General features: G+C 67.8%; 22 protein-coding genes. 9 read left to right on the top strand and 13 right to left on the bottom strand.

Annotation, left to right across the window (positions count from 1 at the left end; all coding sequences use genetic code 11):
- The first annotated feature begins 410 nt into the window (after nucleotides 1-410).
- Nucleotides 411-1,325 (top strand): alpha/beta hydrolase family esterase, encoded by a 915-nt coding sequence (locus JO236_RS13890; protein WP_293330983.1) that lies wholly within the window; start codon nucleotides 411-413, stop codon nucleotides 1,323-1,325.
- Between the two features lie 99 nt (nucleotides 1,326-1,424).
- The gene (locus JO236_RS13895) at nucleotides 1,425-2,549 is read left to right on the top strand and encodes a PPE family protein (protein ID WP_293330986.1); all 1,125 of its coding nucleotides are present in this window, start codon (nucleotides 1,425-1,427) and stop codon (nucleotides 2,547-2,549) included.
- 13 nt (nucleotides 2,550-2,562) lie between these two features.
- Here JO236_RS13895 and JO236_RS13900 read toward each other — a convergent pair whose 3' ends face one another.
- From JO236_RS13900 to JO236_RS13920, 5 genes are all read right to left on the bottom strand, one after another.
- Nucleotides 2,563-2,769 (bottom strand): hypothetical protein, encoded by a 207-nt coding sequence (locus tag JO236_RS13900; protein ID WP_293330989.1) that lies wholly within the window; start codon nucleotides 2,767-2,769, stop codon nucleotides 2,563-2,565.
- A gap of 88 nt (nucleotides 2,770-2,857) precedes the next feature.
- Entirely contained in the window at nucleotides 2,858-3,202 is a 345-nt protein-coding gene (locus JO236_RS13905) for a DUF732 domain-containing protein (RefSeq protein WP_293330992.1), read from the bottom strand.
- 64 nt (nucleotides 3,203-3,266) lie between these two features.
- A complete protein-coding gene (gene nei2 / locus JO236_RS13910; RefSeq protein ID WP_293330995.1) occupies nucleotides 3,267-4,022 on the bottom strand; it encodes an endonuclease VIII Nei2 in 756 nt (251 codons plus the stop codon).
- 3 nt (nucleotides 4,023-4,025) lie between these two features.
- On the bottom strand, nucleotides 4,026-8,573 hold the full coding sequence (locus tag JO236_RS13915; protein ID WP_293330998.1) for an ATP-dependent helicase: 4,548 nt from the start codon (nucleotides 8,571-8,573) through the stop codon (nucleotides 4,026-4,028).
- Nucleotides 8,574-8,603: 30 nt separating this feature from the next.
- Complete coding sequence (locus tag JO236_RS13920; protein ID WP_293331001.1) at nucleotides 8,604-9,275, bottom strand: TetR/AcrR family transcriptional regulator; 672 nt, start codon at nucleotides 9,273-9,275, stop codon at nucleotides 8,604-8,606.
- 237 nt (nucleotides 9,276-9,512) lie between these two features.
- Between JO236_RS13920 and JO236_RS13925 the strand changes: the two genes are divergently transcribed.
- The 4 genes from JO236_RS13925 to JO236_RS13940 all read left to right on the top strand — a co-directional run bounded on the left by JO236_RS13925 (nucleotide 9,513) and on the right by JO236_RS13940 (nucleotide 11,978).
- Nucleotides 9,513-9,896, top strand: coding sequence for a hypothetical protein (locus JO236_RS13925; protein ID WP_293331004.1), 384 nt, complete (start codon nucleotides 9,513-9,515; stop codon nucleotides 9,894-9,896).
- A gap of 152 nt (nucleotides 9,897-10,048) precedes the next feature.
- Nucleotides 10,049-10,360 (top strand): protein UsfY, encoded by a 312-nt coding sequence (gene usfY / locus JO236_RS13930; RefSeq protein ID WP_293331007.1) that lies wholly within the window; start codon nucleotides 10,049-10,051, stop codon nucleotides 10,358-10,360.
- A 398-nt stretch (nucleotides 10,361-10,758) separates the two neighbouring features.
- Nucleotides 10,759-11,196, top strand: coding sequence for an anti-sigma factor (locus tag JO236_RS13935; protein ID WP_293331010.1), 438 nt, complete (start codon nucleotides 10,759-10,761; stop codon nucleotides 11,194-11,196).
- Nucleotides 11,193-11,978, top strand: coding sequence for an RNA polymerase sigma factor SigF (locus JO236_RS13940; protein ID WP_293331013.1), 786 nt, complete (start codon nucleotides 11,193-11,195; stop codon nucleotides 11,976-11,978). The genes JO236_RS13935 and JO236_RS13940 overlap by 4 nt, the downstream gene beginning before the upstream one ends.
- Here the strand turns inward: JO236_RS13940 and JO236_RS13945 are convergent.
- The 7 genes from JO236_RS13945 to JO236_RS13975 all read right to left on the bottom strand — a co-directional run bounded on the left by JO236_RS13945 (nucleotide 11,949) and on the right by JO236_RS13975 (nucleotide 18,452).
- Nucleotides 11,949-12,386: an STAS domain-containing protein gene (locus JO236_RS13945; protein ID WP_293331016.1), complete on the bottom strand. Its 438-nt coding sequence runs from the start codon at nucleotides 12,384-12,386 to the stop codon at nucleotides 11,949-11,951. The two genes, JO236_RS13940 and JO236_RS13945, sit on opposite strands and share 30 nt — an antisense overlap.
- 205 nt (nucleotides 12,387-12,591) lie before the next feature.
- On the bottom strand, nucleotides 12,592-14,385 hold the full coding sequence (locus JO236_RS13950; RefSeq protein WP_293331019.1) for an acetyl/propionyl/methylcrotonyl-CoA carboxylase subunit alpha: 1,794 nt from the start codon (nucleotides 14,383-14,385) through the stop codon (nucleotides 12,592-12,594).
- A gap of 125 nt (nucleotides 14,386-14,510) precedes the next feature.
- The gene (locus JO236_RS13955) at nucleotides 14,511-14,942 is read right to left on the bottom strand and encodes a SufE family protein (RefSeq protein WP_293331022.1); all 432 of its coding nucleotides are present in this window, start codon (nucleotides 14,940-14,942) and stop codon (nucleotides 14,511-14,513) included.
- Complete coding sequence (locus JO236_RS13960) at nucleotides 14,942-15,832, bottom strand: sulfurtransferase (RefSeq protein WP_293331025.1); 891 nt, start codon at nucleotides 15,830-15,832, stop codon at nucleotides 14,942-14,944. The genes JO236_RS13955 and JO236_RS13960 overlap by 1 nt, the downstream gene beginning before the upstream one ends.
- 23 nt (nucleotides 15,833-15,855) lie before the next feature.
- The gene (locus tag JO236_RS13965; RefSeq protein WP_293331028.1) at nucleotides 15,856-16,506 is read right to left on the bottom strand and encodes a Maf family protein; all 651 of its coding nucleotides are present in this window, start codon (nucleotides 16,504-16,506) and stop codon (nucleotides 15,856-15,858) included.
- Between the two features lie 61 nt (nucleotides 16,507-16,567).
- The gene (locus JO236_RS13970) at nucleotides 16,568-16,780 is read right to left on the bottom strand and encodes an acyl-CoA carboxylase subunit epsilon (RefSeq protein WP_323802159.1); all 213 of its coding nucleotides are present in this window, start codon (nucleotides 16,778-16,780) and stop codon (nucleotides 16,568-16,570) included.
- Between the two features lie 31 nt (nucleotides 16,781-16,811).
- Nucleotides 16,812-18,452: an acyl-CoA carboxylase subunit beta gene (locus JO236_RS13975; protein ID WP_293331031.1), complete on the bottom strand. Its 1,641-nt coding sequence runs from the start codon at nucleotides 18,450-18,452 to the stop codon at nucleotides 16,812-16,814.
- Between the two features lie 35 nt (nucleotides 18,453-18,487).
- Here JO236_RS13975 and JO236_RS13980 point away from each other — a divergent pair, with 35 nt between their 5' ends.
- From JO236_RS13980 to JO236_RS13990, 3 genes are all read left to right on the top strand, one after another.
- Nucleotides 18,488-20,056 carry an FAD-binding protein gene (locus tag JO236_RS13980; RefSeq protein WP_293331034.1) on the top strand — a complete coding sequence of 523 codons (1,569 nt, stop codon included), beginning with the start codon at nucleotides 18,488-18,490 and terminating at the stop codon, nucleotides 20,054-20,056.
- 147 nt (nucleotides 20,057-20,203) lie between these two features.
- Entirely contained in the window at nucleotides 20,204-20,980 is a 777-nt protein-coding gene (locus JO236_RS13985) for a biotin--[acetyl-CoA-carboxylase] ligase (protein WP_293331037.1), read from the top strand.
- Between the two features lie 33 nt (nucleotides 20,981-21,013).
- Complete coding sequence (locus tag JO236_RS13990) at nucleotides 21,014-21,481, top strand: hypothetical protein (protein ID WP_293331040.1); 468 nt, start codon at nucleotides 21,014-21,016, stop codon at nucleotides 21,479-21,481.
- 2 nt (nucleotides 21,482-21,483) lie between these two features.
- Here the strand turns inward: JO236_RS13990 and JO236_RS13995 are convergent, their stop codons facing one another.
- Entirely contained in the window at nucleotides 21,484-24,654 is a 3,171-nt protein-coding gene (locus tag JO236_RS13995; protein WP_293331043.1) for an adenylate/guanylate cyclase domain-containing protein, read from the bottom strand.
- Nucleotides 24,655-24,711: the final 57 nt, after the last annotated feature.

A 24,711-nucleotide genomic window follows, 5' to 3' on the forward strand; every position in this document is an offset into this window, starting at 1 on the left:
GCCGCCAACCCTTGGTACGGCATTACTACTGTTTCCAGCAGTAATTGTTGCGTTGTTGCGACCGTAGTTCTAGGTAGCCGACTGTTTGTGCATGCTTTGTTCACCCTCGGGACAACTCAGGGACGTGAAAGACGGCGCGACGTCGGTTGCGGAATGCGCCTGATATCCGTTGCGCCACAACGCAAGCACGAAGTTCTGCGTGAGGTAACCCAACGCCGCGGTTCGGTCCTGCCGCGCCAGAGTCGCAATAACGTTTGAATTTGTTCGCAGCGATCCGAAATGAGCGTGCCGGCGCCGATCGTCCGCAGGGCCCCGGGTAGGAGGACAACGACTCGGGCAGTTCCTACGAGATCCACCCGGGTTGCCGGTCACTCTCGTCAATCCGACAGTGCGAGCGGTAATTTGACGACATGCCCCGGGCGCGACTGCTGTCGTCGATCGTCCTGGTGTGCTGCCTGACCGGGTGTGGGGCGCATCGGGTGCAAGCCGCGGCCCGGGACCAGGCCGGCACTTTTGCGTTCGGCGGCCTGAACCGGACCTACACCGTGCATGTGCCGCCCGGCCCGCCCGTGGGCCTGGTGCTCAACCTGCACGGTGGCGGGGGCACCGGCACCGGGCAGGAGGATCTGACGGACTTCGACGCCGTCGCCGACACCGGCAACCTCGCGGTGGTCTACCCCGACGGATACGACAACAGCTGGGCCGACGGCAGGGGGGCCTCGCCGGCGGACCGCCGCCATGTCGACGACGTCGGATTCCTGGTCGCGCTGGTGGGCAAGCTGCAGAACGATCTTGGCGTGCCCGCCGGACACGTCTTCGCCACCGGCCTGTCAAACGGGGGCTTCATGTCCAACCGGCTGGCGTGTGATCGCGCCGACGTGTTCGCCGCGATCGCGCCCGTCGCGGGCACGCTCGGAGTGGGTGCGGCCTGTCATCCCTCCCGCGAGGTGTCCGTGCTGGAGTCGCACGGGACCGCGGATGCGGTGGTGCCGTTCAACGGCGGAGACGTGCACGGTCGTGGCGGGGTCAGCCACTCCATCTCGGCGACCAGCATGGTGGACCAGTGGCGTGCGGCCGACGGCTGCCAGGGCGATCCGGTGGCCCAGCAGCTGCCGGACGTCGGAGACGGGACCACCGTGCGCCGGTTCGATTCCACGGCGTGCGCGGCCTCCACCGAAGTGGTTTTCTACCGAATCGAAAACGGTGGTCACACGTGGCCGGGCGGCAAGCAGTATCTGCCGAAGGCCATCATCGGGCCCACCACCGTCACTTTCGACGCGTCGCAAGTCATCGCCCAATTTTTCCTGACACACGGACGTGGCTAAACTTGCGGCGTCGCCTGGCGCGCAATGTTCGAGGGCTGGTTTCAAGTTTGTAAACCGAAAGTTCCAAAAATTTTCCGATGGCCGTCAAAATTAGCTCTCATGGAGTTCACTTCTTTGCCGCCCGAGGTCATTGCCGCGCTGATCCACTCGGGGCCCGGTGCTGAACCACTGATCGAGGCTTCCGGTGCGTGGCAGGGGCTCGGTACCAGCCTGGACGATACCGCCGGCATCTATGCGGGGGTGGTGGGGCCGCTGTCCGGGGTCTGGCAGGGTCCCTCGGCGGCGGCGATGGTCGCGGCGGTCGACCCCTACGTCGCCTGGATGCGCAGCACCGCACAGCAATGCCAGCAGACAGCCGCGTCGCTCCAGGACGCGGCGGCGGCATTCGCCTCCGCCAGTGCGGCGGTGGTTCCCGTCTCGGCGGTCACCGCGAACAGGACGCGGTTGGCTCAGCTGTTGGCCACCAACCGGTTCGGGAGCAATCTTCCGGCCATCGCCCAGACCGAAGACGAATACCAGAGCATGTGGGCGAACAACTCCGCGGTGATGGATCGCTATCAGGCGGCCTCGGCGCAGGCCACGACGTTGTCCCCGTTCACGTCCCCGCCGTCGATCACCAGCGCGACAGGGACGGCCGGCCAGAGCAGTGCGACATCGGCCGCCGCCACCCCGGCGGACCCGGTCTCGGACGCGATCTCTGAGATAACGTCGCTTATCGGCTTCCCGGACCCCAACAGCGGCTATTTCGGACTGGCGAACACCTACGCCAACCAGTTCATCTCGTCCGGCTTCCCGATCAATCTGCTCAGCTACCTGGCCCAGAACACCCAGGCGCAGGCGTTCCAGGGGTTGGGTGACATTGGCGCGGGCCTGTCGGAAGGGGAGTCCGCACTGGGAGCTTCGACGGCTAATTTGTCCGCTGCGATCAGAGGCGGTATGTCGGCGCCGACGGCGGCGATGGGCGTCGGCGTGACGGTCGGCAAGCTGACGGCGCCGCCTGCCGTCGTGGGGCTGTTGCCCGCGACGCAGACGCCGGTCCAACTCGCGTCGTCGGCAACTCCGCTCACCGCCGTCGACTCCGGCTTCCCCATGCCGCCGCTGATGCCGCCGCCGATCTCGGCGGGCAGCGGTTGGCGCAAGCGGAAGCAGACGAAGTACGAAGACATCGCGATCGGCGCGGAACTCAAGGGAACGGTGATGCCCCGACCGCCCTCCGCGGGATGAGGGCCGGCTACCGCTAGCGGTGCACGCCTTGCAGGTCGGCGAGACCGTTCTGGACTCCTCTGGTCACGTCGTCGCCCGGCCCGCTGTTGGAGACCCTGTTGGCCTGGTCGCAACTGCAGCTGAGGTTGCCGAACACGCTGGGGTCGGCACCGGCCGGAGCCGCAACACCCACGGCAACAACGAACGTAATCGCGGCGCCGAACGCCAATTTCGGTATCACTATGGCTCTCCGTGAATAGTGGTTTGACGGAGTCTATCGGCAGTTGTCTCGGATGGCGTGCAGCGTAGATGACGTTGTTGTTACGAAGTCACGAAGCATAATTCGGGCAGTACGCGGCGATGCTGGCGCCGACAAAATACCCCGCGAGGTAGCCGGACAGGTCGCTGTTTTGCATCACTTCGGCCGCGATCTCGGCAGTCGATCTGCCGTGCCCGAGTTCGTCGCAAACCTCGTGCGCGGCGGTGAGGGCGGTTTGCGGTGAGCCGAAATTGATGCCCTTGGCCGTGATCGCGGCGAGGAACGCGTCATCGGTGTGGTCGGCGCGGGCGGCCGGGCCGGTCACCGCCGCGAGACCCAACAGCGCGACCGCCGCGAAAAGCCCGGCCAGCAGTGATCGCACTGTGCCGTGCGAGCGCACGCGGACGGTCCTCATTTGTGACGATCATCGCATGCACCCGGCACCGCCGGACCGGTCGCATGTGCCGAGCCGGGACCGTTCAGGCTTGGCAGGCCGGACACCAATACCTGACCCGCTCGCCGCTGCCGTCGTAGTCGATCGGTGTGCCGCAGCGGCGGCACGGCTGGCCGGCCCGCCCGTACACCCATAGCTGCCGGCCCGCCCGGGTGTCGCCGGTGGTGCTGCGGTTCCAGCGGAACCGGTTGGCCCACAGCATGTCTCGGGCCCGGGCGACCAGACGCCGCGGGTTGCCGACCGCCCCGATCGGCGCGGTCGGTAGATGTCCGCTGACAAAGCACAATTCGTTGCAGTAAACGTTGCCGATCCCGGCCAGGACCCGTTGGTCGAGCAGGGCTTCGGCGATGGGCCGGTCCGGCTGTGCGGTCAGGTTGGCCACGGCAAGCGCGGGGTCCCAGTCCTCGCCCAACAGATCGGGTCCAAGGTGCGCCACGACGGCGTCGTCCTGGTCGCGGTCCAGGATCTGCAGTACCCCCAGGTCGACGCCGACAGCGCGGATACCGTTGGCTTCCAGGATGATTCGTGCACGGTGATCCACCCGTGTCGCGCGGGTGCCGACCCGCCAGCTGCCGTCCATTTTCAGATGCGAGTGGATGCTGGCCGGCCCGACGCGGATGAACAGATGCTTGCCCCGACTGAACACCTGGTCGACTGCCTGCCCGGTCAGGTCGACGGTGGCAAACCGTGGTACCCGCACGTCGCAGCGGGTCAGCGTCCGGCCGGCCAGATGCTCGCGCAGCGTGGCCGCCGTGTGCCAGACGGTGTCACCTTCGGGCATGGTTCACCGCAGCCGCAACCCGCGCGGGGTGCGGACGAAACCGGCGTCGGCGAGTGCGTCGGCCACCACACCCGGCTCGCCGGGTCGCAGGATGGCCATGCCGTCGACGCGCTCGACGAGAATCGAGGCCAGGCGCCGGGCGGCGACCAGGTCGGCCAGTGCGCCGGCCGCCGCGTGGTCGGCGGCGGGGTCGTCGGTGAAGGTGAGCAGCGAGCGCCCGCCGCGCTCGAGGAACCAGGCCAGCTCGCCGTCCACCAAGACGACCAGCGCGCCGGCTTTGCGGCCCGGCCGCGCCGCGCCGTCACCTCCCGCCCCGGGCCAGGGCAGCGCCGCGCCGTACGGATTGGCGGGGTCGGCGGCGGCCAGCGCGACGGCCCGGTATTCGGGCCGCTCCGGGTCGATTCCGTCGGAGTAGCTGCGCAGCCGGTCGACGGTCGACGCGACGGCGAACTGGGCGCCGCCCAGCGACTCGACGAAATAGCCCCGCTGACACCTGCCCGCGTCCTCGAACGTGCTGAGCACCTTGTAGAGCGTGGCAAATCCGCCCGGGACCCCCTCGGCCGCGACCGCGCCTTTGGTCAGTACGCCGTAGCGGTTCAATAGCAGCTCGGCTTGGTAGTGGGCGCGCACGGTGGAATCGGGCTCTGGCATCGGCAGCGCCGACCACCGGCCGGCCACCGTCGGATCGATGCTGCGGGACTGGGCGTGGGCGACGCTGTATCGGCTCAGGCGTGGCGGGCGGCGACGCGGCGCGGCGGTCGAGCGTTTACGTGCACCGCCGCCGCCCAGCCGCCCGCGCACCGGCGCGAAGGTGTCACCGGTGACCCAGCCGGCCCAAATCAGTTCCCACAGCGCGTTTTTGAGTTCTGTCTCAGCGAATCCGTCCTGCGCGAGCTGGCGGAAGAAGTAGGCCCCGCCCCCGGCCAGTGTCTGCAGTATCGCCCGGTGCGCGTCGGTTAATTCGATCTCGGCCGGTGCGGCCAGTGTCAGCGGTGCCGAGTCGGCCAGGTGCAGCGCGACCCAGCCGTCGCTGCCCGAGATCGACCCAACGCCAGACCAGGTGACCTCGCCGGTGGCGAGCAACTCGTCGAGCAGCGCGGGAGAGTAGTCCCGGATCCGCGGTGCCAGCACCAACGGTTCGATCGCCGAGGCCGGGATGCGGGCGCCGGCGAGCTGGTCGATGACGGCGGCCAGCCCGTCCACACCCGCATAGCTCGACGGCCCGGTGGTGCCCACGTGGTGCCAGGCGGGCAGGAACCGCGCGTAGGCGGCGGTGCTCACGGGCTCGACCTGAGCCCGCAGCGCCGCCAACGATCGGCGCCGCAAAATGCGCAAAACATCTGCGTCACACCACTGTTCGCCGCCGGCCGCAGTCGGGATCCCGGCGACGAAATCGCCGCGCACCAGCCGGCCATCGCTGGCCAGCCGGCCCAGCACGTCGGCGGTGACCCGCAGCCCGAGGCCGAACCGGGCGGCGGCCTCGGCGGTGCTGAACGGGGTGTGGGTGCGCGCGTAGCGACCGAGCAGGTCGCCGAGCGGGTCGGCGACCTCCTCGGTGAAGCTGGACGGCAACCCCACCGGAACCGCCGCGCCGACCCCGTCGCGCAGCCGGCCGATGTCCTCGACGGCCACCCACCAGCTGCGGGCGGCGAACGACACCGTTAGCGCGCGCCGGGCGGCGCGCAGACCTTCGAGCCAACCACCAACATCGGAAACTCTTGCGCGGGCGGCTATCTCGTCTTCAGTTAACGGCCCCAACAGCCGCAGCAGATCGGCGACCGCTTCCGCGTCGCGGGCGAGCCGGTCGTCTGCGAGGTGCTGTAGCTGGCGCCCGGTGGCGGCGATGACGTCGGGGTCGAGCAGTTCGCGCAGTTCCACCCGGCCGAGCAGCTCGGCCAGCAGCGTGCTGTCCAGCGAGAGTGCCGCCGCGCGGCGCTCGGCCAGTGGCGAATCGCCCTCGTACATGAACGCGCCGACGTAGCCGAACAACAGTGACGCCGCAAAGGGAGACGGTCTTGCGGTTTCCGTCTCGATCACCCGCACCCGGCGCTGGGCGATGCCGGCCATCAACTCGGTGAGCGCCGGGACGTCGTAGACGTCCTGCAGGCATTCGCGAATCGTCTCCAGCACGATCGGGAAGTCCGGATACTTCCGGGCCACGTCCAGCAGCTGGGCGGCGCGCTGGCGCTGGTGCCACAAGGGCGAGCGTTTGCCGGGGTGCCGGCGCGGCAACAGCAGCGCACGGGCCGCGCACTCCCGGAACCGCGAGGCGAACAACGCCGAAGCGCCCACCTCGGCGGTGACGATGGGGTCAACCTCGTCGGCGTCAAAGACGAACAGCTCGGCACCGGGCGGGGCACCCTCCCCGCCGGAAAACTCGGTGTCGGGCAGCCGCACCACGATGCCGTCGTCGGAGGCGGTCGGCTTGTCGTCGATGCCGTGGCGTTCCCGGAGGCGCCGGGCCACCGCCAGCGCCAGCGGACCGTGCACCCGCAATCCGTACGGCGAATGCAGGATCACCCGCCAGTCACCCAGCTCGTCGCGGAACCGCTCGACCACCAGCGTGGCGTCCGTGGGAATCGCCCCGGTGGCGGTGCGCTGCTCGTCCAGCAGCACCCACAGGTTGTCGCGCCCGTAAGCATCGAAACCCAAAGCGGCACAACGCTTGTCGAATGCCTCGCGGCCCAGGCGGGCGAGTTGGCCGGTGAACTCGCCCAGTGCGCGGCCGAGTTCGGCCGGTCGGCCGACGTCGTCGCCGCGCCAGAACGGCAACCGGGCCGGCTGACCCGGCGCGGGAATGACCAGCACCCGGTCGTGGGTGATCTCGACGATCCGCCAGCTAGTAGCCCCCAGCGAGATCACGTCGCCCGGCCGCGACTCGTACACCATTTCCTCGTCGAGTTCCCCTACGCGCGAGGGCTTTTCGGAATCGGTAGCCAGATAGACGGTAAACATCCCGCGATCGGGAATGGCGCCGCCGGAGGTGACGGCCAGCCGCTGCGCGCCGGGGCGCGCGGACAGGGTCCCGCTATCGCGGTCGTAGACCAGTCGCGGGCGCAGCTCGGCGAATTCGGTGGAGGGGTACTTGCCCGACAGCAGGTCCAGGGTGGCCTCGTACACGCTGCGCGGCAGCGTCGCGAACGGGGCGCTGCGGCGCACCGTGTCGAACCACCGGTCGGCGTCCAGCGGCTCCAGCGCGGCCGCGGCAACGGTGTGCTGGGCCAGGATGTCGAGCGGATTGGTGGGCACCCGCATGGTCTCGATCTGCCCGGCGAGCATCCGCTGCACGCTGACCGCGCAGCCGATCAAATCGGTGCGGTGTTTGGGGAACAGCACCCCCCGCGACACCTCACCGACCTGATGTCCCGCCCGCCCGATGCGCTGCAGGCCGCTGGCCACCGACGGCGGAGCCTCCACCTGGATCACCAGATCGACCGCGCCCATGTCGATGCCCAGCTCCAGGCTCGAGGTCGCCACCACCGCCCTGAGCCGGCCGCTTTTCAGGTCTTCTTCGACCACGGCGCGCTGCTCCTTGCTGACCGAGCCGTGATGCGCGCGCGCCAGCAGCGGGGGCGCACCGAAGGTCTGGCCACTGCCCATGATGTGGGCCGGTGCCCCGCCGCCCACCTGCGGGTTGGCCGCCGGTGACAACTCGATGCCGCAACGCTCGGCGTGAATCTCGTTGAGCCGCGCGGTAAGTCGCTCGGCCAGCCGGCGTGAGTTGGCGAACACGATGGTGGAGCGGTGCTCTTCGATCAGGTCGACCAGGCGCGCTTCGACATCGGGCCAGATGGTGTTGTTGGTCAGGTTGGCCATGTCGGGCACCGGCACCTGCACGGTGAGCTCGAGGGTTTTGGCGGCCGGGGGGGCCACGATGGTCGTCGGCGACCGACCGGACAGAAACCGCGCGAGTTCCTCGGGCGGACGCACGGTCGCCGACAACCCGATGCGCTGCGCCGGCCGCCCCGCCCGCAGGTCGTCCAGCCGCTCCAAAGACAGCGCCAGGTGTGCGCCGCGCTTGCCGGCCGCGATGGCGTGAATCTCGTCGACGATCACCGTCTGGACGCCGGCCAGGGTCTCGCGGGCGGCCGAGGTCAGCATGAGAAACAGCGACTCCGGGGTGGTGATCAGCACGTCGGGTGGCTGGGCGATGAGCTGGCGGCGCAGCGTGGGCGGGGTGTCCCCGGATCGCACCCCGACGCTGATGTCCGGCACGGGCAGCCCGCCGCGCTCGGCGATCCGGGTGAGCCCGGCCAGCGGGGTGCGCAGGTTGCGCTCGATGTCGACGGCCAGGGCCTTCAGCGGTGACACATAGAGCACGCGGGTGCCCGCGGGCCGATCGGGGGCGCTTGCCAGGTTGTCTAGCGCCCACAAAAACGCGGCCAACGTCTTGCCCGAGCCGGTGGGCGCGATGACCAACGTGTTGTCGCCCGCCGCGATCGCGTTCCACGCGCTGGCCTGCGCGGTGGTGGGGGCGGCGAAGGTGCCGGCGAACCACTCCCGGGTGATCGCGCTGAACCGGCCCAGCGCTGCAGACGATGCGGTGCTCACCTGGCCATGGTGCCAACGGGGACCGACAAGTTACCTCTGGGGTACGTCCCGCGCACTCGCCATCGCCTCGGCCAGTCCGTGCGGGATCTCGGGAACCCGCGCGATCGAGTCCAGCAACGTGTGTGCGCACGCGTCGGCGAGCCGTTCGGCGTCCGTGGTGGGGTCCATGATGCGCTGCCGGCACAGCTCGAAGGTGAAGGCGAGCCAGCCGTGAATGATGACCCGCAGATCCCGCTCGACAAGCGGTTCCAGCTTCGCGTCCACATCGCTCACCACATCGTTGATGCGCTTCATGATGTGTTCCATCTGGCGGTTCTTGGCCTCGTCGTCGATGCCCAACAGAACCGGGTCGGACCGCCCAAGGCCGACGTACGCGGCCCACGCGGCCTCGGGGTTCTGCTGGTGGTAGGCCATGTAGCCCAACACACCGATCCGCACCTCTTCGTACATGGTCAGGCCGGTGGGCGGGAGGTTCTGGGTCACCTCATACAACCGGTCGGCCTCGTCCTTGACGACCGCCGCGAAGAAGGCCCGCTTATCGGGAAAGTAGTGATACATCAAAGCGCGCGACACCCCGGCGCGCTCCGCGATCTCGTCGATGCGGACTTCGTCGTAGGGCCGCTTCCCGAAGACCTCTGCCCCCAGGGCCAGCAACTCAGCGCGTCGATCCTCGGGGGATAGCCGCCTCCGCGCTGGTGCCATGTGACAGATACTACTCACGAGTTAACAAGTGATGGCCACGCCTGATGTGTGCGTTCAACTTGCCGCGCACATCCGAGCGCGATTTGAGCTCGCTTGCCGGCGTTTGACGGGTTTGTCCTGGCTATTGCCGGGCAATCCCATAACTTCGTAACAAAAGCGCCTCGGTAACTAAAACGACGTGGCCGACGATAATCCACAAAAGAACCTGAAACACTGCGCGATATATGAGGTCGGAGGATGCAAGAGCTGGGTGCGCGACCTCCCGGTGACCACTTGGGGCAGGACGACAACGAGGTCCGTGCCGCCATTCGGTTTGCCGTCGTAGCGGCGCTGGCCGGTGTCGGCTTTCTCATCCTGGCCGCGGTCTGGGTCAGCACCTGCGGGGGCACCAGCGTCGACACCGTGGCCTGCGGCCCACCGGAACGCACGCTGCTGGGCTTCGGGGGTCCCGTCATCTTGTTAATCGCCGGACTCTGGGCGTTCTACCGCACGTACCGGGTATGGCGGGATGCGGGGACCTGGTGGGGATGGCACGGGGCCGGCTGGTTCCTGCTGACGCTGATGGCCGTGACGCTCTCGCTCGGCGTCGCGCCGATCGCCGGCCTGGTGCTGTCGCTCTGAATTTCTGCGACGGCCTAATGCGTGAGCGCCGCGAAAGCGCCGCGAACGTGCAAAGTAATTGGCCTTATCCCTCCACAACGCCTTCCGTGAGTTCTACCGTTATTGGTAATGCCTGGTTAGCGGACCGAAAAGGCAGGGAAACGGAGGAAGCCATGGGTGACACCTATCGTGACCCAGTCGACCATCTACGGACGACACGGCCCCTTGCCGGCGAATCACTGATCGACGTGCTGCACTGGCCCGGTTATCTCCTGGTTGTCGCGGGCGTCGTCGGTGCGGTTGGAAGTCTTGCCGCCTTCGGCACCGGACATTATGCGCAGGGCATGACCTCTGGTGTGGCCGCAATCGCGGTCGCGCTGGTTGGTCTTGCCTGGCTTGCCGTCGAGCACCGGCGGGTCCGCGGGATCGCCGAACGCTGGTACGCCGAGCATCCCGAGGTCCGCAGGCAGCGTTTGGCCAGTTAGGCCAGCGCGTTTCGGGGTCGGGCGGTGGGATGGCCGGTCGCGGTAAGCGCCGGTCGGAAAACTTGGGTGCCTGGGTTGTATTTCCCCGCTGAGTGGGTATCAGGCTTAGACCATGATGAGTACCGACAGTCTTGCGTCAGCGTTGTCACCCCATCATGGGGGACAGAACCACGAAAGCACCGACATAAATCCCTACCGCGATCACGACGAGAACGGTCGACGTAATCGCGGCATTCAGCGTCATGCGCTAAAGGCGGCGCGTCCGGATTGCTTCCGCACGGTCAGACTCGTCCATCGCGGGTGGCTATCCGGCGGCGAGCATGACTAACCGGCTCGAACGTACGCATCAGGTCAGGGGTGGAGAGGGTAATGTCACGCGGATATTGCCGGGAGAGCACATGACCGATGCGGAATCACGCGCTAACAAGCGCCAACGGAGCCACCGAGCCGTGGAGTTGCATGTTGCTGCGCGCTTGGAGAATCTGGCGGTGCTGCGCACGCTGGTGGGTGCGATCGGCACGTTCGAGGATCTCGATTTCGACGCGGTCGCCGATTTGCGGCTCGCGGTGGACGAGGTGTGCACCCGCCTGATCCGCTCGGCCACACCGGATGCGACGTTGGTGGTTGTCGTCGACCCGTCGGACGACGATTTGATCGTCGAGGCTTCCGCCGCGTGCGACACCCACGACGTGCTGACACCGGGCAGCTTCAGCTGGCACGTCCTGACTTCGCTGGCCGACGATGTGCAGACCTTCCACGACGGCCGTGAGCCCGATGAAACCGGCAGTGTTTTCGGCATCACTTTGACGGCGAGACGGGCGGCCACCAGCCGGTGACTTCCCGAGCTGACGCCGGTTCATCTCGTCCAAACGAGTACGCCGATGTGCCGGAGATGTTTCGTGAGTTGGCTGGATTCGCAGCCGACTCAACGGATTTCGTGCGCCACCGGGACAAGATCGTCGAGAGGTGCCTGCCGCTGGCCGATCATATCGCCAGGCGCTTCGAGGGCCGTGGTGAGCCGCGTGACGACCTGGTTCAGGTCGCGCGAGTCGGACTGGTGAACGCGGTGGCCCGCTTCGATGTCGAAACAGGTTCGGATTTCGTCTCTTTCGCCGTTCCCACCATCATGGGCGAGGTCCGTCGTCACTTCCGCGACAACAGCTGGTCGGTCAAGGTTCCGCGGCGGCTCAAGGAATTGCACTTGCGACTCGGCGCGGCCACCGCCGATCTGTCGCAGCGGTTGGGCCGCGCGCCGACGGCATCGGAGCTCGCCGTTGAACTGGGCATGGACCGCGCCGAGGTGGTCGAGGGCCTGGTCGCGGGCAGCTCGTACAACACCTTGTCCATCGAAAGCGGTGGCGGCAGCGAGGACGACGACGCCCGCGCGATCGCTGACACCCTGGGCGACGTCGACACCGGCCTGGACCGGATCGAGAACCGCGAAGCGCTCCGCCCGCTACTGGAGGCCTTGCCCGAGCGTGAGCGAATGGTGTTGGTGCTCAGGTTCTTCGATTCGATGACGCAAACGCAGATCGCCGAGCGGGTGGGCATCTCACAGATGCACGTGTCCCGACTGTTGGCAAAATCGCTAACGCGGCTGCGGGACCAGTTGGAGTAGGGCCGGGGTGGCCGGAGGCTCGCCGTCGGTGGGTACCGGCTCGGTGAACACCTCTCCCGCGGTCGCTGTGATCGGCAAGGTGCCTTCCGGATCGCAGACGCGCAGCAATCGGGACACCACCCGGCCCGGCATCATCGACCAGTGCGAACCGGCGTTCGAACACACCACATTGATCCGGTGCAGCGTCGAAAAGCCAGCTGTACCAATGAATTCCAGGCCTCGTAAATCCAGCGTCAGGCGCGCGGTAGGGCGAACCCAGCGCTCGACATAGTCGGCGAGCTGGTTTGCGTTGGCAGCGTCCAGTTCTCCGTGCGCGGCGATGACGACACCCGAAGGCCCCACGCGAGCGCTGAACTGAGCGGTCCGGCTCTTCTGCCAGGAATGAGTAAGAGACATCGGCGACTCCATCAGTCGACGAACACGCGCTGTAAGGGTTACGTCGACGATGCGTCAGAAGTTCACGACAGGAAGCTCGCCTTGCCGCGGACCCGGACGTAATTCCCAGGGCGTCTTTCGGGCGGCTGTGAACTCAACCTGTCTTGAACCCTACCCGTGGCGCACGGAGCCGACAACGTAATTCGAGCTGATTCACAGGAAGTTCGCCCAGACGTCGCTACTTGATCTCGGCGAGCACCGTGCCCTGGGTGATCGCGGCACCGGGCTCGACGGCCAATCCGGTGATGGTGCCGTCCTTGTGCGCGGTGACCGGGTTCTCCATCTTCATCGCCTCGAGGACCACCACCAGATCGCCGGCGGAGACTTCCTGTCCCTCTTCGACCGCGACCTTGACCACGGTGCCCTGCATGGGTGCGGTCACCGCGTCCCCGGAGGCCGCCGCGCCCGCATGTGAGCCCCGCTTGCGTGGCTTGGGCTTCTTGCGCACGACGCCCACCGCGTCGGGCGAGCCGTTGGACAGTGCCAGGTCGCCGGGCAGCGAAACCTCGAGCCGCCTTCCGCCGACCTCGACCACCACTTTCTGCCGTGGCCGGGTCTCGTCTTCGTCAAGGGGTTCGCCGCCGGTGAACGGTTCGATGGTGTTGTCCCATTCGGTCTCGATCCAGCGGGTGTGCACCGTGAAGCCGTTCTCGTCTCCGATGAATGCCGGGTCGGACACCACCGCGCGGTGGAACGGGATGACCGTGGCCAGGCCTTCGACCTGGAATTCGTCCAGGGCGCGGCGGGCGCGGGCCAGGGCCTCGTTGCGGTCTGCGCCGTAGACGATCAGCTTGGCCAGCATCGAATCGAACTGACCGCCGATCACCGAACCGCTCTCGACGCCGGAGTCCATCCGCACGCCGGGGCCGCTGGGCGGGTGGAACTTGGTTACCGGTCCGGGGGCGGGCAGGAAGCCGCGCCCGGCGTCCTCGCCGTTGATCCGAAACTCGATGGCGTGCCCGCGCGGGGTGGGGTCCTCGGTGATGTCGAGCTTCTCGCCGTTGGCGATCTTGAACTGCTGCAACACCAGGTCGATGCCCGCGGTCTCCTCGGTGACCGGGTGCTCCACCTGCAGCCGGGTGTTGACCTCCAGGAAGGAGATCAGGCCGTCCTGACCCACGAGGTATTCGACGGTCCCGGCGCCGTAGTAGTGGGCCTCTTTGCAGATCCGTTTGGCGGATTCGTGGATCTCTTTGCGCTGCGCGTCGGTTAGGAACGGCGCCGGCGCCTCTTCGACCAGCTTCTGGAAGCGGCGCTGCAGCGAGCAGTCCCGGGTGCCTGCGACGATCACGTTGCCGTGCTGGTCGGCGATCACCTGCGCCTCGACGTGACGGGGCTTGTCCAGGTAGCGCTCCACGAAGCACTCCCCGCGGCCGAATGCGGCGACGGCCTCGCGGGTGGCCGAGTCGAACAGTTCGGGGATCTCCTCGAGGGTACGGGCCACCTTCATGCCGCGGCCCCCGCCGCCGAAGGCGGCCTTGATCGCGATCGGCACGCCGTACTCCTCGGCAAAGGCGACGACCTCGTCGGCGTTCTTCACCGGGTCGGGAGTGCCGGGCACCAGCGGGGCCTGCGCGCGGGCGGCGATGTGGCGGGCGGTCACCTTGTCGCCGAGGTCACGGATCGACTGCGGGCTGGGCCCGATCCAGATCAGGCCCGCATCGAGGACCGCCTGGGCGAAATCGGCGTTCTCCGACAGGAAGCCGTAGCCGGGATGAACGGCGTTGGCGCCGGACTTGGCCGCGGCGTCCAGGAGCTTGCCGAAGTCCAGGTACGATTCCGCCGAAGTCTGGCCCCCAAGGGCGAACGCCTCGTCGGCCAGCGCCACGTGCGGAGCCTCGGCGTCGGGTTCGGCGTAGACCGCCACGCTGGGCAGGCCCGCGTCGCGGGCCGCCCGGATCACCCGTACCGCGATCTCGCCGCGATTGGCGACCAGAACCTTCGAGATCCTCGAGCTGGCGTGACTGGCCACTGCGCCTCCTGTGGGACTGGACGTCTTTGCGTCTCTGTCGAAAATGTCTCTTTAAGAGAATTTCTTACAAGTCTTGTCGGGGGAAGTTTATGCGGCGCGCCGTCGGCGGTATAACCCGGCTCCACTCACCGGGTTTGGCGGCCGGACTCGCGCAGTCGACGTTTGATCCGGGCCAGCATGGCCGACATGCCCCGCAGCCGAAGGGGGCTGATCAGAGCGGCCAGGCCCAGGTCGGTATAGAAGTCGTCGGGCACGGCCAAGATGTCGGCGGCGGGTTGCTCGTCCAAGCCGGCGGCCAGGATCGAGGCGAACCCCCGGGTGGTCGGGGCTTCGGCAGGCGCGCTGAAATGCAGCCGCACCCGGCTCGGGTCGCTGGCATCGACGTGCAGGAACAGCGGGGACTGGCATTCGGGCACCGGCTCCATCGCCGCCTCTGTCAATTGAGCCGGCAGGGCCGGTAATTCAGTGGCGAACTCCAGCAGCAGCTTGAGCTTGTCCTGGCCCTGGACTTCGGCGAAGTCGGACACCACCTCGGCCAACGGGGCGGGCAAGCTCATCACGGGGATACAACGCCGGGGCTTTCACCCGCGACGATCGGCGCGCGCACGGTGTTGCCCCACTCGGTCCACGACCCGTCGTAGTTGCGCACGCCGGGCTTGCCCAGCAAGTGGGTGAGCACGAACCAGGTGTGGCTGGAGCGCTCTCCGATGCGGCAATACACGATGCTCCGGTCGTCCGGGGTTATGAATCCGTAGAGCTCGTCCAGCTCTTCGCGGCTGCGGAAGCGGCCGGCCTCGTCGGCGGCTTTGGCCCACGGGATCGACCTGGCGGTGGGGATGTGGCCGGCCCGCAGCGCGCCCTCTTCCGGATAGTCGGGCATGTGGGTGCGCTTGCCGGTGTACTCGTCGGGTGAGCGCACGTCGACCAACGGCTGGCTGCCCAGGCCGGACAGCACATCGTCCTTGAACGCGCGGATCGGGGCATCGTTGCGCTGTACGACGGGGTAGCCGGCGGATGTCCTGGACGGGACCTCCAGGGTGGTGTCCCGGCGTTCGGACAGCCAGAGGTCGCGGCCGCCGTTGAGCAGCCGAACGTCGGGATGGCCGAACAGCGTGAAGACCCACAGCGCATACGCCGCCCACCAGTTGTTCTTGTCGCCGTAGATCACCACGGTGTCGTCGCGGGCGATGCCTTTGCGGTTCATCAGGTCGGCGAACTGCTCGCCGTTGATGTAGTCGCGGACTAGCGGGTCGTTGAGGTCGGTGTGCCAGTCGATCTTGACCGCTGTGGGGATGTGGCCGACGTCGTACAGCAGGACGTCCTCGTCGGACTCGGCGATGACCAGGCCGGGCGTGCCCAGATGGGCTGACAACCAGTCGGCGGTCACGAGCCGTTCGGGGTGGGCGTAGGCCGACAGGGTTGGGCTTGGATCGGGCGGTAGCGGCACGCCTTAAAGCCTACCCATCTGGCTTAGCTGAGCGGATTGGCTGCCCACAGCGCCGCCATCGACAGCCCGGCGCGGCTGAGCAGCGAACGCGTCACCGGCAAACCGAGGCCGATCACGGCGGACGGGTCTCCGTCGACGCGGTCGATGAACCAGCCGCCCAGGCCGTCCAAGGTGAATCCGCCCGCCACGCTCAACGATTCGCCGCTGTCCAGGTAGGCCTCCAGATCCTCGGGCGATGGCGTGCCGAAATGCACTGTGGTGATTGATGTTTCGGTATCCCGGAAGACGATCACGTCGTCCCGCAGGCGGACGACGCAGTGGCCGGTGTAGAGCTGGCCGGCGCGGCCCGCCATGGCCTGCCACTGCCGGCGGGCCTCGTCGATCGATGCGGGCTTACCGCACAGCCGACCGTCGAGCTCGAGCATCGAATCACAGCCGATGACCACGCAATCGGATGCGACGATGCTGTTCGGGCTGGAGAGCGTGCCGGTCACCTGCGCGGCCTTGGCCTGGGCCAGGGCACGCACCACGTCGGCGGGCCGCGCATCGGACCCCAGGCCCGCTGCGACCAGATCCTCGTCGACGCCGGAGACCCTGACTAACGGGTCGATGCCGGCCTGGCGGAGGACCTTGAGTCGACCGGGCGAGGCGGACCCGAGTACCACGCGGGTCATCGGCGCCGCTCCTCGATCCCGGCTCGAAACTCCAAGCCGGCATCATCGTCGTCGGCGCGGGTCATCGGCGCATGTGTATCCGTTCCTGCAGGGTGACCCGTTGATAGTTGGAAATCGCGTAGCGCAGCTTGTCCACCGGCAACCCCCAGCGGCTGCTCTCGGTCAGTCCGGACTGGGCCGCGCCGCCGGACGCTCCGCCCAGCACCGCGACCAGCGCGGCGAGCTCCTCATCGGTGGGTCGGCCCCTGAGGATCTGGATGTGGGGTTCGTTCACGCAGTTTCCTCACTCACAGTGCTCGCAGTGCTCACAGCGGCACGTTCCCGTGCTTCTTCGGCGGCAGATGGGCGATCTTGCGTTCCAGCAGCCGCAGCGCCGTGCCGACATAGCCACGGGTGTGTGACGGCGGGATGACCGCATCGACGTATCCGCGTTCGGCGGCGACGTAGGGGTTGACCAACGTGTCCTCGTACTCCTGCTGCAACTGCAGGCGGAGCTCGTCGACTTCCTTGCCCTCCTTGGCGGCCTCGGACAGCTGCTTGCGGTAGACGAAGCCGACGGCGCCGGAGGCGCCCATCACCGCGATCTGCGCGGTCGGCCAGGCCAGGTTGACGTCGCAGCCCATGTCTTTGGAACCCATGACGCAATAGGCGCCGCCGTAGGCCTTGCGGGTGATGACGGTGATCTTCGGGACGGTGGCCTCGCCGTAGGCGTAGAGCAACTTGGCGCCGCGGCGGATGATGCCGTTGTATTCCTGGCCGGTGCCGGGCAGGAAGCCCGGGACGTCGACCAGCATGACGATCGGGATGTTGAAGCAGTCGCAGGTCCGCACGAACCGGGCCGCCTTCTCCGAGGCGTTGATGTCCAGGCAGCCGGCGAACTGGGTGGGCTGGTTGGCGACGATGCCCACCGGCCGCCCGTCGATACGCCCGAATCCGACCACGATGTTCTGGGCGTAACCGGCCTGGATTTCCAGGAACTCGTCGTCGTCGAGGATGCGGACAATCACTTCGTGCATGTCGTAGGGCTGGTTGGGCGAGTCGGGGATCAGCGTGTCCAGTTCGAGGTCCTCTTCGGTGAGGTTGTCCTCGATCGCGCCCTCGGGCACGGGTACGGGGTCGCGCGGGGCGTCGGTGAAGTTGTTGGGCGGCAGGTAGCTCAACAGGTCGCGGACCCAGTCGAAGGCGTCCTGCTCGCCGGATGCGACGTAGTGCAACGTGCCCGACTTGGCCATGTGGGTGTGCGCGCCGCCGAGTTCCTCCATGGTGACGTCCTCACCGGTCACCGTCTTGATGACGTCGGGGCCGGTGATGAACATCTGGCTGGTCTGGTCGACCATGATCACGAAGTCGGTCAGCGCGGGGGAGTAGACGTGTCCGCCGGCGGCCGCGCCCATGATCAGGGAGATCTGCGGGATGACGCCCGAGGCCAGGATGTTGTTGCGGAAGATCTTGCTGTAGAGGCCCAGCGAGACGACGCCCTCCTGGATGCGCGCGCCGGCACCGTCGTTGATGCCGATCAGCGGACGACCGGTCTTGATCGCCAGCTCCTGCACCTTGACGATCTTCTCGCCGTAAACCTCGCCCAGGCTGCCGCCGAACACCGTGGCGTCCTGGCTGAAGACGCACACGTCGCGGCCGTCGATGGTGCCGTAGCCGGTGACCACGCCGTCGCCCAGCGGCCGGTTGCTTTCCAACCCGAAGTTGGTGCTGCGATGCCGGGCCAGCGCGTCGAGCTCGACGAACGAGTCCTCGTCGAGCAGGGCGTAGATACGTTCGCGGGCGGTTAGCTTGCCCTTGGCGTGCACCTTGTCGACGGCGGTTTCGCCGACGGGATGCAGCGACTCTTCTCGGCGCTTGTGCAGTTCCGCCAGCTTGCCCGCCGTGGTGTGGATGTCGATCGTGTGCTCCTCGGCGGGTTCTGCGGTGTGGTCGGTAACGCTGGTCATGGGTCACGAGCTTAGCGGCGAGGTAGTCTCCGCTCGTGGCGGCGGTGGTCGATTGGGCCGAAGAACACGACGTGCTGGTCGCCGGGTCCGGTGGCGGGGGTGTTACCGGCGCCTACACCGCGGCCCGCGAAGGACTCGACGTGCTGCTGGTCGAGGCGACCGACAAGTTCGGCGGCACCACGGCCTACTCAGGCGGCGGCGGGGTGTGGTTCCCGTGCAACCCGGTACTGCTTCGCGCAGGCACCGACGACACCATCGACGACGCGCTGACCTACTACCACGCGGTGGTCGGTGACCGCACTCCCCGCGAACTGCAGGAGACGTTCGTGCGCGGCGGCGCCCCGCTGATCGAGTACCTCGAGCGCGATCCGAACCTGAAATTCGTGCCGCTGCCCTGGCCCGACTACTACGGCAAAGCGCCCAAGGCGCGGTTGGACGGCCAGCGGCACATCGCGGTGAAGCCGCTGAAGGTGGCCGCCGCCCCCGCACTGCGTGAGGTGATCCGCGGGCCGCTCGACACCGACCGGCTCGGCGCCGAAACGCCGGCCGACTACTACGTCGGGGGCCGCGCGCTGATCGCCCGGTTCCTCACTGCCATCGCGCAGTACCCCGGTGCGTCGCTGCGGCGCGAGACCGCCCTGGTCGAGCTGGTCGTGTCGGACGGCGCCGTGACGGGAGCGATGGTCGAAAGCAACGGCAAGCGCAAAGCCATCCGCGCCCGCCTCGGAGTGTTGTTGGCGGCCGGCGGTTTTGAGAGCAACGACAAGCTGCGCCGCGAATTCGGCGTGCCCGGCGTGGCGCGAGACACCATGGGTGGGCCGGGAAGTCGCGGCCTGGCGCACCTGGCTGGCATCGCTGCCGGTGCGGACACTGATCTGCTGGATCAGGCCTGGTGGTCGCCGGGCATGACGCACCCCGACGGTCGTTCGGCCTTCGCGTTGTGGTTCACCGGCGGCATCTTCGTCAACCAGGACGGCAACCGGTTCGTCAACGAATCCAGGGCCTACGACCGGGCCGGCCGCGAGATCATCGCCTTGCTGCAGGACGGGTCGATCACGTTGCCGTACTGGATGATCTACGACGACAGGGAAGGCGAGGTGCCGCCGGTCAAGGCCGCCAACGTCGCCATCGTGGAGGCCGAAAAGTACCGTAAGGCCGGGCTGTGGCACACGGCCGACACCCTCGAGGAACTCGCCGGCAAGATCGGCGTGCCGGCCGGTCGACTCGAGGCGACGGTGGCCCGGTTCAACGAATTCGCCGCCGCCGGCGTCGACCAGGACTTCGGCCGGGGCGACGAGGGTTTCGACCGCGCATTCTCTGCGGGCGCGGCGCCGCTGGTGCCGATCGACAAACCGCCGTTCCACGCCGCGGCGTTCGGCATCTCCGACCTGGGCACCAAGGGCGGGTTGCGCACCGACACCGCGGCCCGGGTGCTCGACACCTCCGGCAGGCCGATCCCCGGACTGTATGCGGCCGGCAACACGATGGCCGCGCCCAGCGGCGAGGCGTATCCCGGCGGCGGCAACCCGATCGGGACCAGCATGCTGTTCAGCCATCTGGCGGTGCGGGACATGCTCAACCGCGCGAATCTCCGAAACGTCTGATTAGCCGCTGCCGCACGGGTTTCGGGCATCGGTGGGGCCGGCGGCGCCGGGGTTCGGGAGCCACTGGCATCGGGGAGCAGGGGGCCGCGCCGGATCGCTCTTCGGCGCGCCGGGCCAGCACGGGCAGGCGCTCTAAGCTGAGCGGTCATGGACCGCGACCAGCCGCTGGACGAGGCCGTGCTGCGCGCGGGCCTGACCGGGATGTGGCGCCAACTCGATGTCGTCGAACGGACCGGGTCCACCAACGCCGACCTGTTGGCGCGGGCGGCGTCGGGAAGCGACATCGCCGGGCGGGTGCTGATCGCCGAGCACCAGACCGCCGGCCGTGGCCGCCAGGGCCGCACCTGGACGGCGACCCCGCGCACGCAGCTCAGCATGTCGGTGGGCGTCAGCGTGGTGGACGTCCCCGTCGCCTCCTGGGGCTGGCTGTCGCTGGCCACCGGCATCGCGGTGGTCGACGCGGTGGCCGGCCTCGGAGTGCGGGCGGGCCTCAAATGGCCCAACGACGTGCTCGCCGGTCCGCAGGACTCGCCGCGCAAGCTAGCCGGCATCCTGGCCGAGGTCGCCCGCCCGGCGGTGGTGGTCGGGCTGGGGTTGAACGTCACCGAGGCGCCCGACGGTGTCGACGGGGCGACGTCGCTACTGGATCTCGGCGTCGCGGCACCCGACCGGCAAAGCCTCGTCTGCACGCTGCTGGATGAGCTGAGCTCCCGGATCGCGCAATGGCGGCGCGGCGATTCCCAACTGGCGGCCGACTACCGGGCCCGCAGCCTGACCCTCGGATCGCGGGTGCGCGCCCTGCTGCCCGGCGACCGGGAGGTGATCGGGACCGCGACCGCCATCGACGAGCAGGGCCGGTTGTGCCTGGAATCGGCGGGCCGGGCCGTGGTGGTGTCGGCCGGCGACGTCATTCATTTGCGCTAGGTGGGCAGCGAAAGTTAGGGTACCCTAACTAAGGTGCGTACCGTCCACATCGAAACGATTCTGCCGACCACCGCCGACCGAGTGTGGCCAGCGATGCTTTCTCCGGTCACGTTCCTCTATGTGTGCAAGGGCCTGTTCGGCGTCCCCGCGCTGGCGGGACGCTCACAGGAGCTGCGCGCGGGTGAGTGCGGAACCGGTTGGCTGTTCGCCTTCCATGTGTTGCCGGCGTATCGGCACACCATCGAGGTCGTCGAGGTGGACCCGACCAGCAAAACCGTGCGCACCCACGAGCACGGCGGCGTCCTGAAGGCCTGGAACCACACGTTGCGGGTCGAACCGATCGACGAGCATTCGTGCCGCTACAGCGACACCGTCGACATCGACGCGGGCATCGCCACCGGCTTCGTTGCCACGCTCGCGGTCGGGATCTACCGCTACCGGCAACGGCGCTGGCGCAAACTCGTGCGCCGGCACCTGATAGCGGAGCCGCATTTGCGCTGATTTCACGCCATCGCCTCGGCCCACGCGATATGGCCTTCGAAGCCAAGCGATTTCGCCATGTCCCGGTAACCATCTCGGAGGTGGGTGTAGTTCGCGCTATCGCCGCGCGCCCGTGCCAGCAGCGCTTGTAGTCGCAGCAGAAAGACGTCGCGCACGGCCAAGTCCGCTGTAGTCGGCGCCGTCGCTAACCGTCCGATCGCGGCCTCGGCTTCGGCCACGTCACCGTCGGCGTCGCGTTCCAGCAGCGTCTCCACCAGCACACCCGTCGCACAGACGCCCCAACACAGCAGCTGCCCCTCGCGCACCAGTTGCTCGATGGCCGCGCGCATGACCACGATGGCGTCGTCGCGATCTCCGCGCCGAGCCCTCTCCCGCGCCGAGTACACCTCGACGGTCGGTAGATCGGACAGGTTGTGTCCCCGGCGCACCAGCTCTTCGCCGACCTCAGCCAGCACCTGCTGACCGCGTTCGTGCTCGGCAGCCGTATGGCGATGCACCAGCGCAACGCCTAGGGTCAGCCGGGCCGCCGACACCGCGTTATCGTGGCCGGATCGTTCGGCAATGTGCACGGCGTCCTCGATCTCGCGCACCACGGAATCTTCTGGCCGCACGACTCCAAGCGGTATTCCCACGCAGTAGGCGTAGGCGATCACCATCATGTACATCGGGGGATCGGCGTTGCGGGCCATGGTGAGGCCGCGCTCTAGGTCCTCTCGCCATCCGCGACGGCCCAGGCAATACCGGGCGATGGCCCGCGACGTCAGGGCAAGCGCAAGGGGGGACCCGATAATGAAGTTGCCTTTGGCCGGATCATCGTCGGCCAGCTCGATGACCCTCTGCGACCACCGCAGGGCGTCGGAATATTCGCCGCTTTGGCCCCTGGCGAGGATGGGGGACATGGACAGCCCCACCGTCAAGGTGGGATCGCCGATCGACTCGATGAGCGCCCAGGCTTCCGACGCCAGCTGTGTGGCTTCGCGCATCCGGCCGCGATAGTTGTGATCCATCACCAATCCCGCCATCGCGATAGCCAGTGAGGTCTTGTCGCCGGCGGCCGCGCACAACTGCCGCAATTCATCGAAGCGGTCGCCGGCGACGCTCACAAAAGTTCGCCAAGCCGTCCCACACAACATCGTGCGCGGAGCGATGCGCATGGCGTCTCGGTTGTCGTCGTCCGCCGGTAGTGCGTCGGCGATCGTTTGGGCACGCTCCCAGCTCAGTCGCGCCGCGATGAAGTCGCGGTGGGTGGCCCACGCCGCGGCGCGCATGTGCCAGCCGTAGGCGGCGTGCAGATCACCGGCGGCCTCCAGATGCTCGGCGATCAGCGCCGCGTTTTGTTCTCCTGCCGCCGGGTCACGCGATTGGATTGCGGTCGCGACCCGCCGGTGCAGCTCGGCGCGATCGGATTTGAGCTGTGAATCATGGGCCACCTTGCGAATCAGCGGATGGTGGAATACGTACTCGGGTTGCGGGGTGAATTCCATCTGATCGATAAGTTCGCCCTCGACCAGCTCGGCAAGAACGGGAGTAATCCCCAATGTCTCGAGCAGGTCCCGGCCGAACCGCGAGCCGACCACTGCCGCCGCACTCAAGGTCCGCTTGGCCGCCGGGTTGAGGCGGTCGATGCGCGCGGCGATGGTCGCCTGCAGGGTGGCGGGCACGCCGACCTCTGCGACGTCGGCCGGCGACATGTAGGCGCCGCGGTTCCCCCGCAGTACACCGCGCTCGGCCAGGTCATGCACCATCTCCTCGGCAAAAAACGGATTACCGGCGGCTCGCTCGGTGATCACGGTTGTCAATCCGCCCACTGAAGGTTCCGGCCCAAGTAGCTCGGCCACCAATGCTGCGGTATCCGAATCACTCAGCGGCGCCAGGGCTATGGTCTGAGCGCCCGGAAGCGTGCTCAGCGCCCCCCGATATTCGGGCCGGTAGGTGATCAGTACCAGTGACGGCGTCTGCGAGATCACCCCGAGAAAATCCGCGAGCATGGATTCGCTCACCTCGTCGATCCAGTGTGCGTCCTCGACGACATAGACCGCGGGGGCATCGCGGGCCAGCAACGCGGCGTTGACCAGCGCGGTCAATCGCCGGCGCCGCGCATCCGGCTGGATCCTGGGGAGGTTCACGTCGGGATCGGCGATGCCCAGCAGGTCGTCGAAGAGCAGCAAGTCTTCGGCCTCGGCGTCGCGAGCGCGGGTCCGTACCTGGGCGCGGGCCGCCGGGCCGTCCAGCTCACCCACACCGCTGGCCGCCCGTAGCAGCCGCGCTACGGCCACGAAGGCAACGTCGCTGGTATGCGACTCACAGAAGGCAGAACACACGCGGACACCCCGGACGGCCGCCATCGCGGCGACCTCGCGCACCAGACGACTCTTGCCGATGCCCGCCGCTCCCCGCACGCCGACCACCGCGCCGTGGCCCTCGACGGCACGCTCCAGCAGGCCTTCGACGGTGGCCATTTCGGGGCGCCGGCCTACCAGAATCGACTCGGCGCGCCCGGCGCGACGCCGTTCCGACACGCTCAACAGCTGCTGGGCACAGACCGGTTGGTCGGCACCTTTGATACGGACCAGTTCAGGGTTATCGAGCACAGCCGCATCCTCGACCAGCCGCGCGGTGGATGCGCTGAGCATCACCGCGCCGGGCGGAGCGACGGACTCCATCCGCTGGGCAATTCCCACCTGCTCGCCGATGGTGGTGTAACCCAAAGCGCCCGAACCGATTTCACCGGCAATCACCTGACCGGAATTGAGGCCCACCCGCAGCCGCAGGTTCACCCCGTCGCGGCGTTCGACGTCAGCGGCCAGGCGCTTGGCTTCACCCTGAACACCCAGTGCGGCCAAACACGCGCGCAGAGCGTGATCCTCGAGCGCGGCCGGCGCCCCGAAAACGGCCATGATGCCGTCTCCGGTGAATTTGTCCACTGTGCCGCCGTAGCGGTGCACCACCGCCGCCGAGCGAGTGACCAGCTGGGTCATGATTTCCCGTAACCGCTCCGCGCCGACCGCCGCCGCGATCTGCATCGAGTGAACAACGTCGGCAAACAGCACAGTGACCTGCTTGTACTCCGCCGGTGTGCCCGCTATCTCGGTCGGTGACCCGCACTCATGGCAGAACTTCTCGCTCGGCCGCAATTCGGTGCCGCATGTCATGCATGCCAATACGGTCGTCACGACAGCACCATCCATTTCCGGCTACGGCGATCCCGTCAGCCCAACAATAGGGTGCTT

This window comes from Mycobacterium sp., assembly GCF_019247635.1.
Taxonomy (GTDB): Bacteria; Actinomycetota; Actinomycetes; order Mycobacteriales; family Mycobacteriaceae; genus Mycobacterium.

Excerpts from the sequence above, each read along its gene's own strand:
- nei2 (WP_293330995.1), bottom strand. The coding sequence starts at position 4,022 with ATGCCCGAAGGTGACACCGTCTGGCACACGGCGGCCACGCTGCGCGAG.
- usfY (WP_293331007.1), top strand. The coding sequence starts at position 10,049 with ATGGGTGACACCTATCGTGACCCAGTCGACCATCTACGGACGACACGG.
- JO236_RS13985 (WP_293331037.1), top strand. The coding sequence starts at position 20,204 with ATGGACCGCGACCAGCCGCTGGACGAGGCCGTGCTGCGCGCGGGCCTG.
- JO236_RS13945 (WP_293331016.1), bottom strand. The coding sequence starts at position 12,386 with ATGGAGTCGCCGATGTCTCTTACTCATTCCTGGCAGAAGAGCCGGACC.
- JO236_RS13890 (WP_293330983.1), top strand. The coding sequence starts at position 411 with ATGCCCCGGGCGCGACTGCTGTCGTCGATCGTCCTGGTGTGCTGCCTG.
- JO236_RS13965 (WP_293331028.1), bottom strand. The coding sequence starts at position 16,506 with ATGACCCGCGTGGTACTCGGGTCCGCCTCGCCCGGTCGACTCAAGGTC.
- JO236_RS13905 (WP_293330992.1), bottom strand. The coding sequence starts at position 3,202 with ATGAGGACCGTCCGCGTGCGCTCGCACGGCACAGTGCGATCACTGCTG.
- JO236_RS13925 (WP_293331004.1), top strand. The coding sequence starts at position 9,513 with ATGCAAGAGCTGGGTGCGCGACCTCCCGGTGACCACTTGGGGCAGGAC.
- JO236_RS13895 (WP_293330986.1), top strand. The coding sequence starts at position 1,425 with ATGGAGTTCACTTCTTTGCCGCCCGAGGTCATTGCCGCGCTGATCCAC.
- JO236_RS13975 (WP_293331031.1), bottom strand. The coding sequence starts at position 18,452 with ATGACCAGCGTTACCGACCACACCGCAGAACCCGCCGAGGAGCACACG.
- JO236_RS13955 (WP_293331022.1), bottom strand. The coding sequence starts at position 14,942 with ATGAGCTTGCCCGCCCCGTTGGCCGAGGTGGTGTCCGACTTCGCCGAA.
- JO236_RS13935 (WP_293331010.1), top strand. The coding sequence starts at position 10,759 with ATGACCGATGCGGAATCACGCGCTAACAAGCGCCAACGGAGCCACCGA.
- JO236_RS13920 (WP_293331001.1), bottom strand. The coding sequence starts at position 9,275 with ATGGCACCAGCGCGGAGGCGGCTATCCCCCGAGGATCGACGCGCTGAG.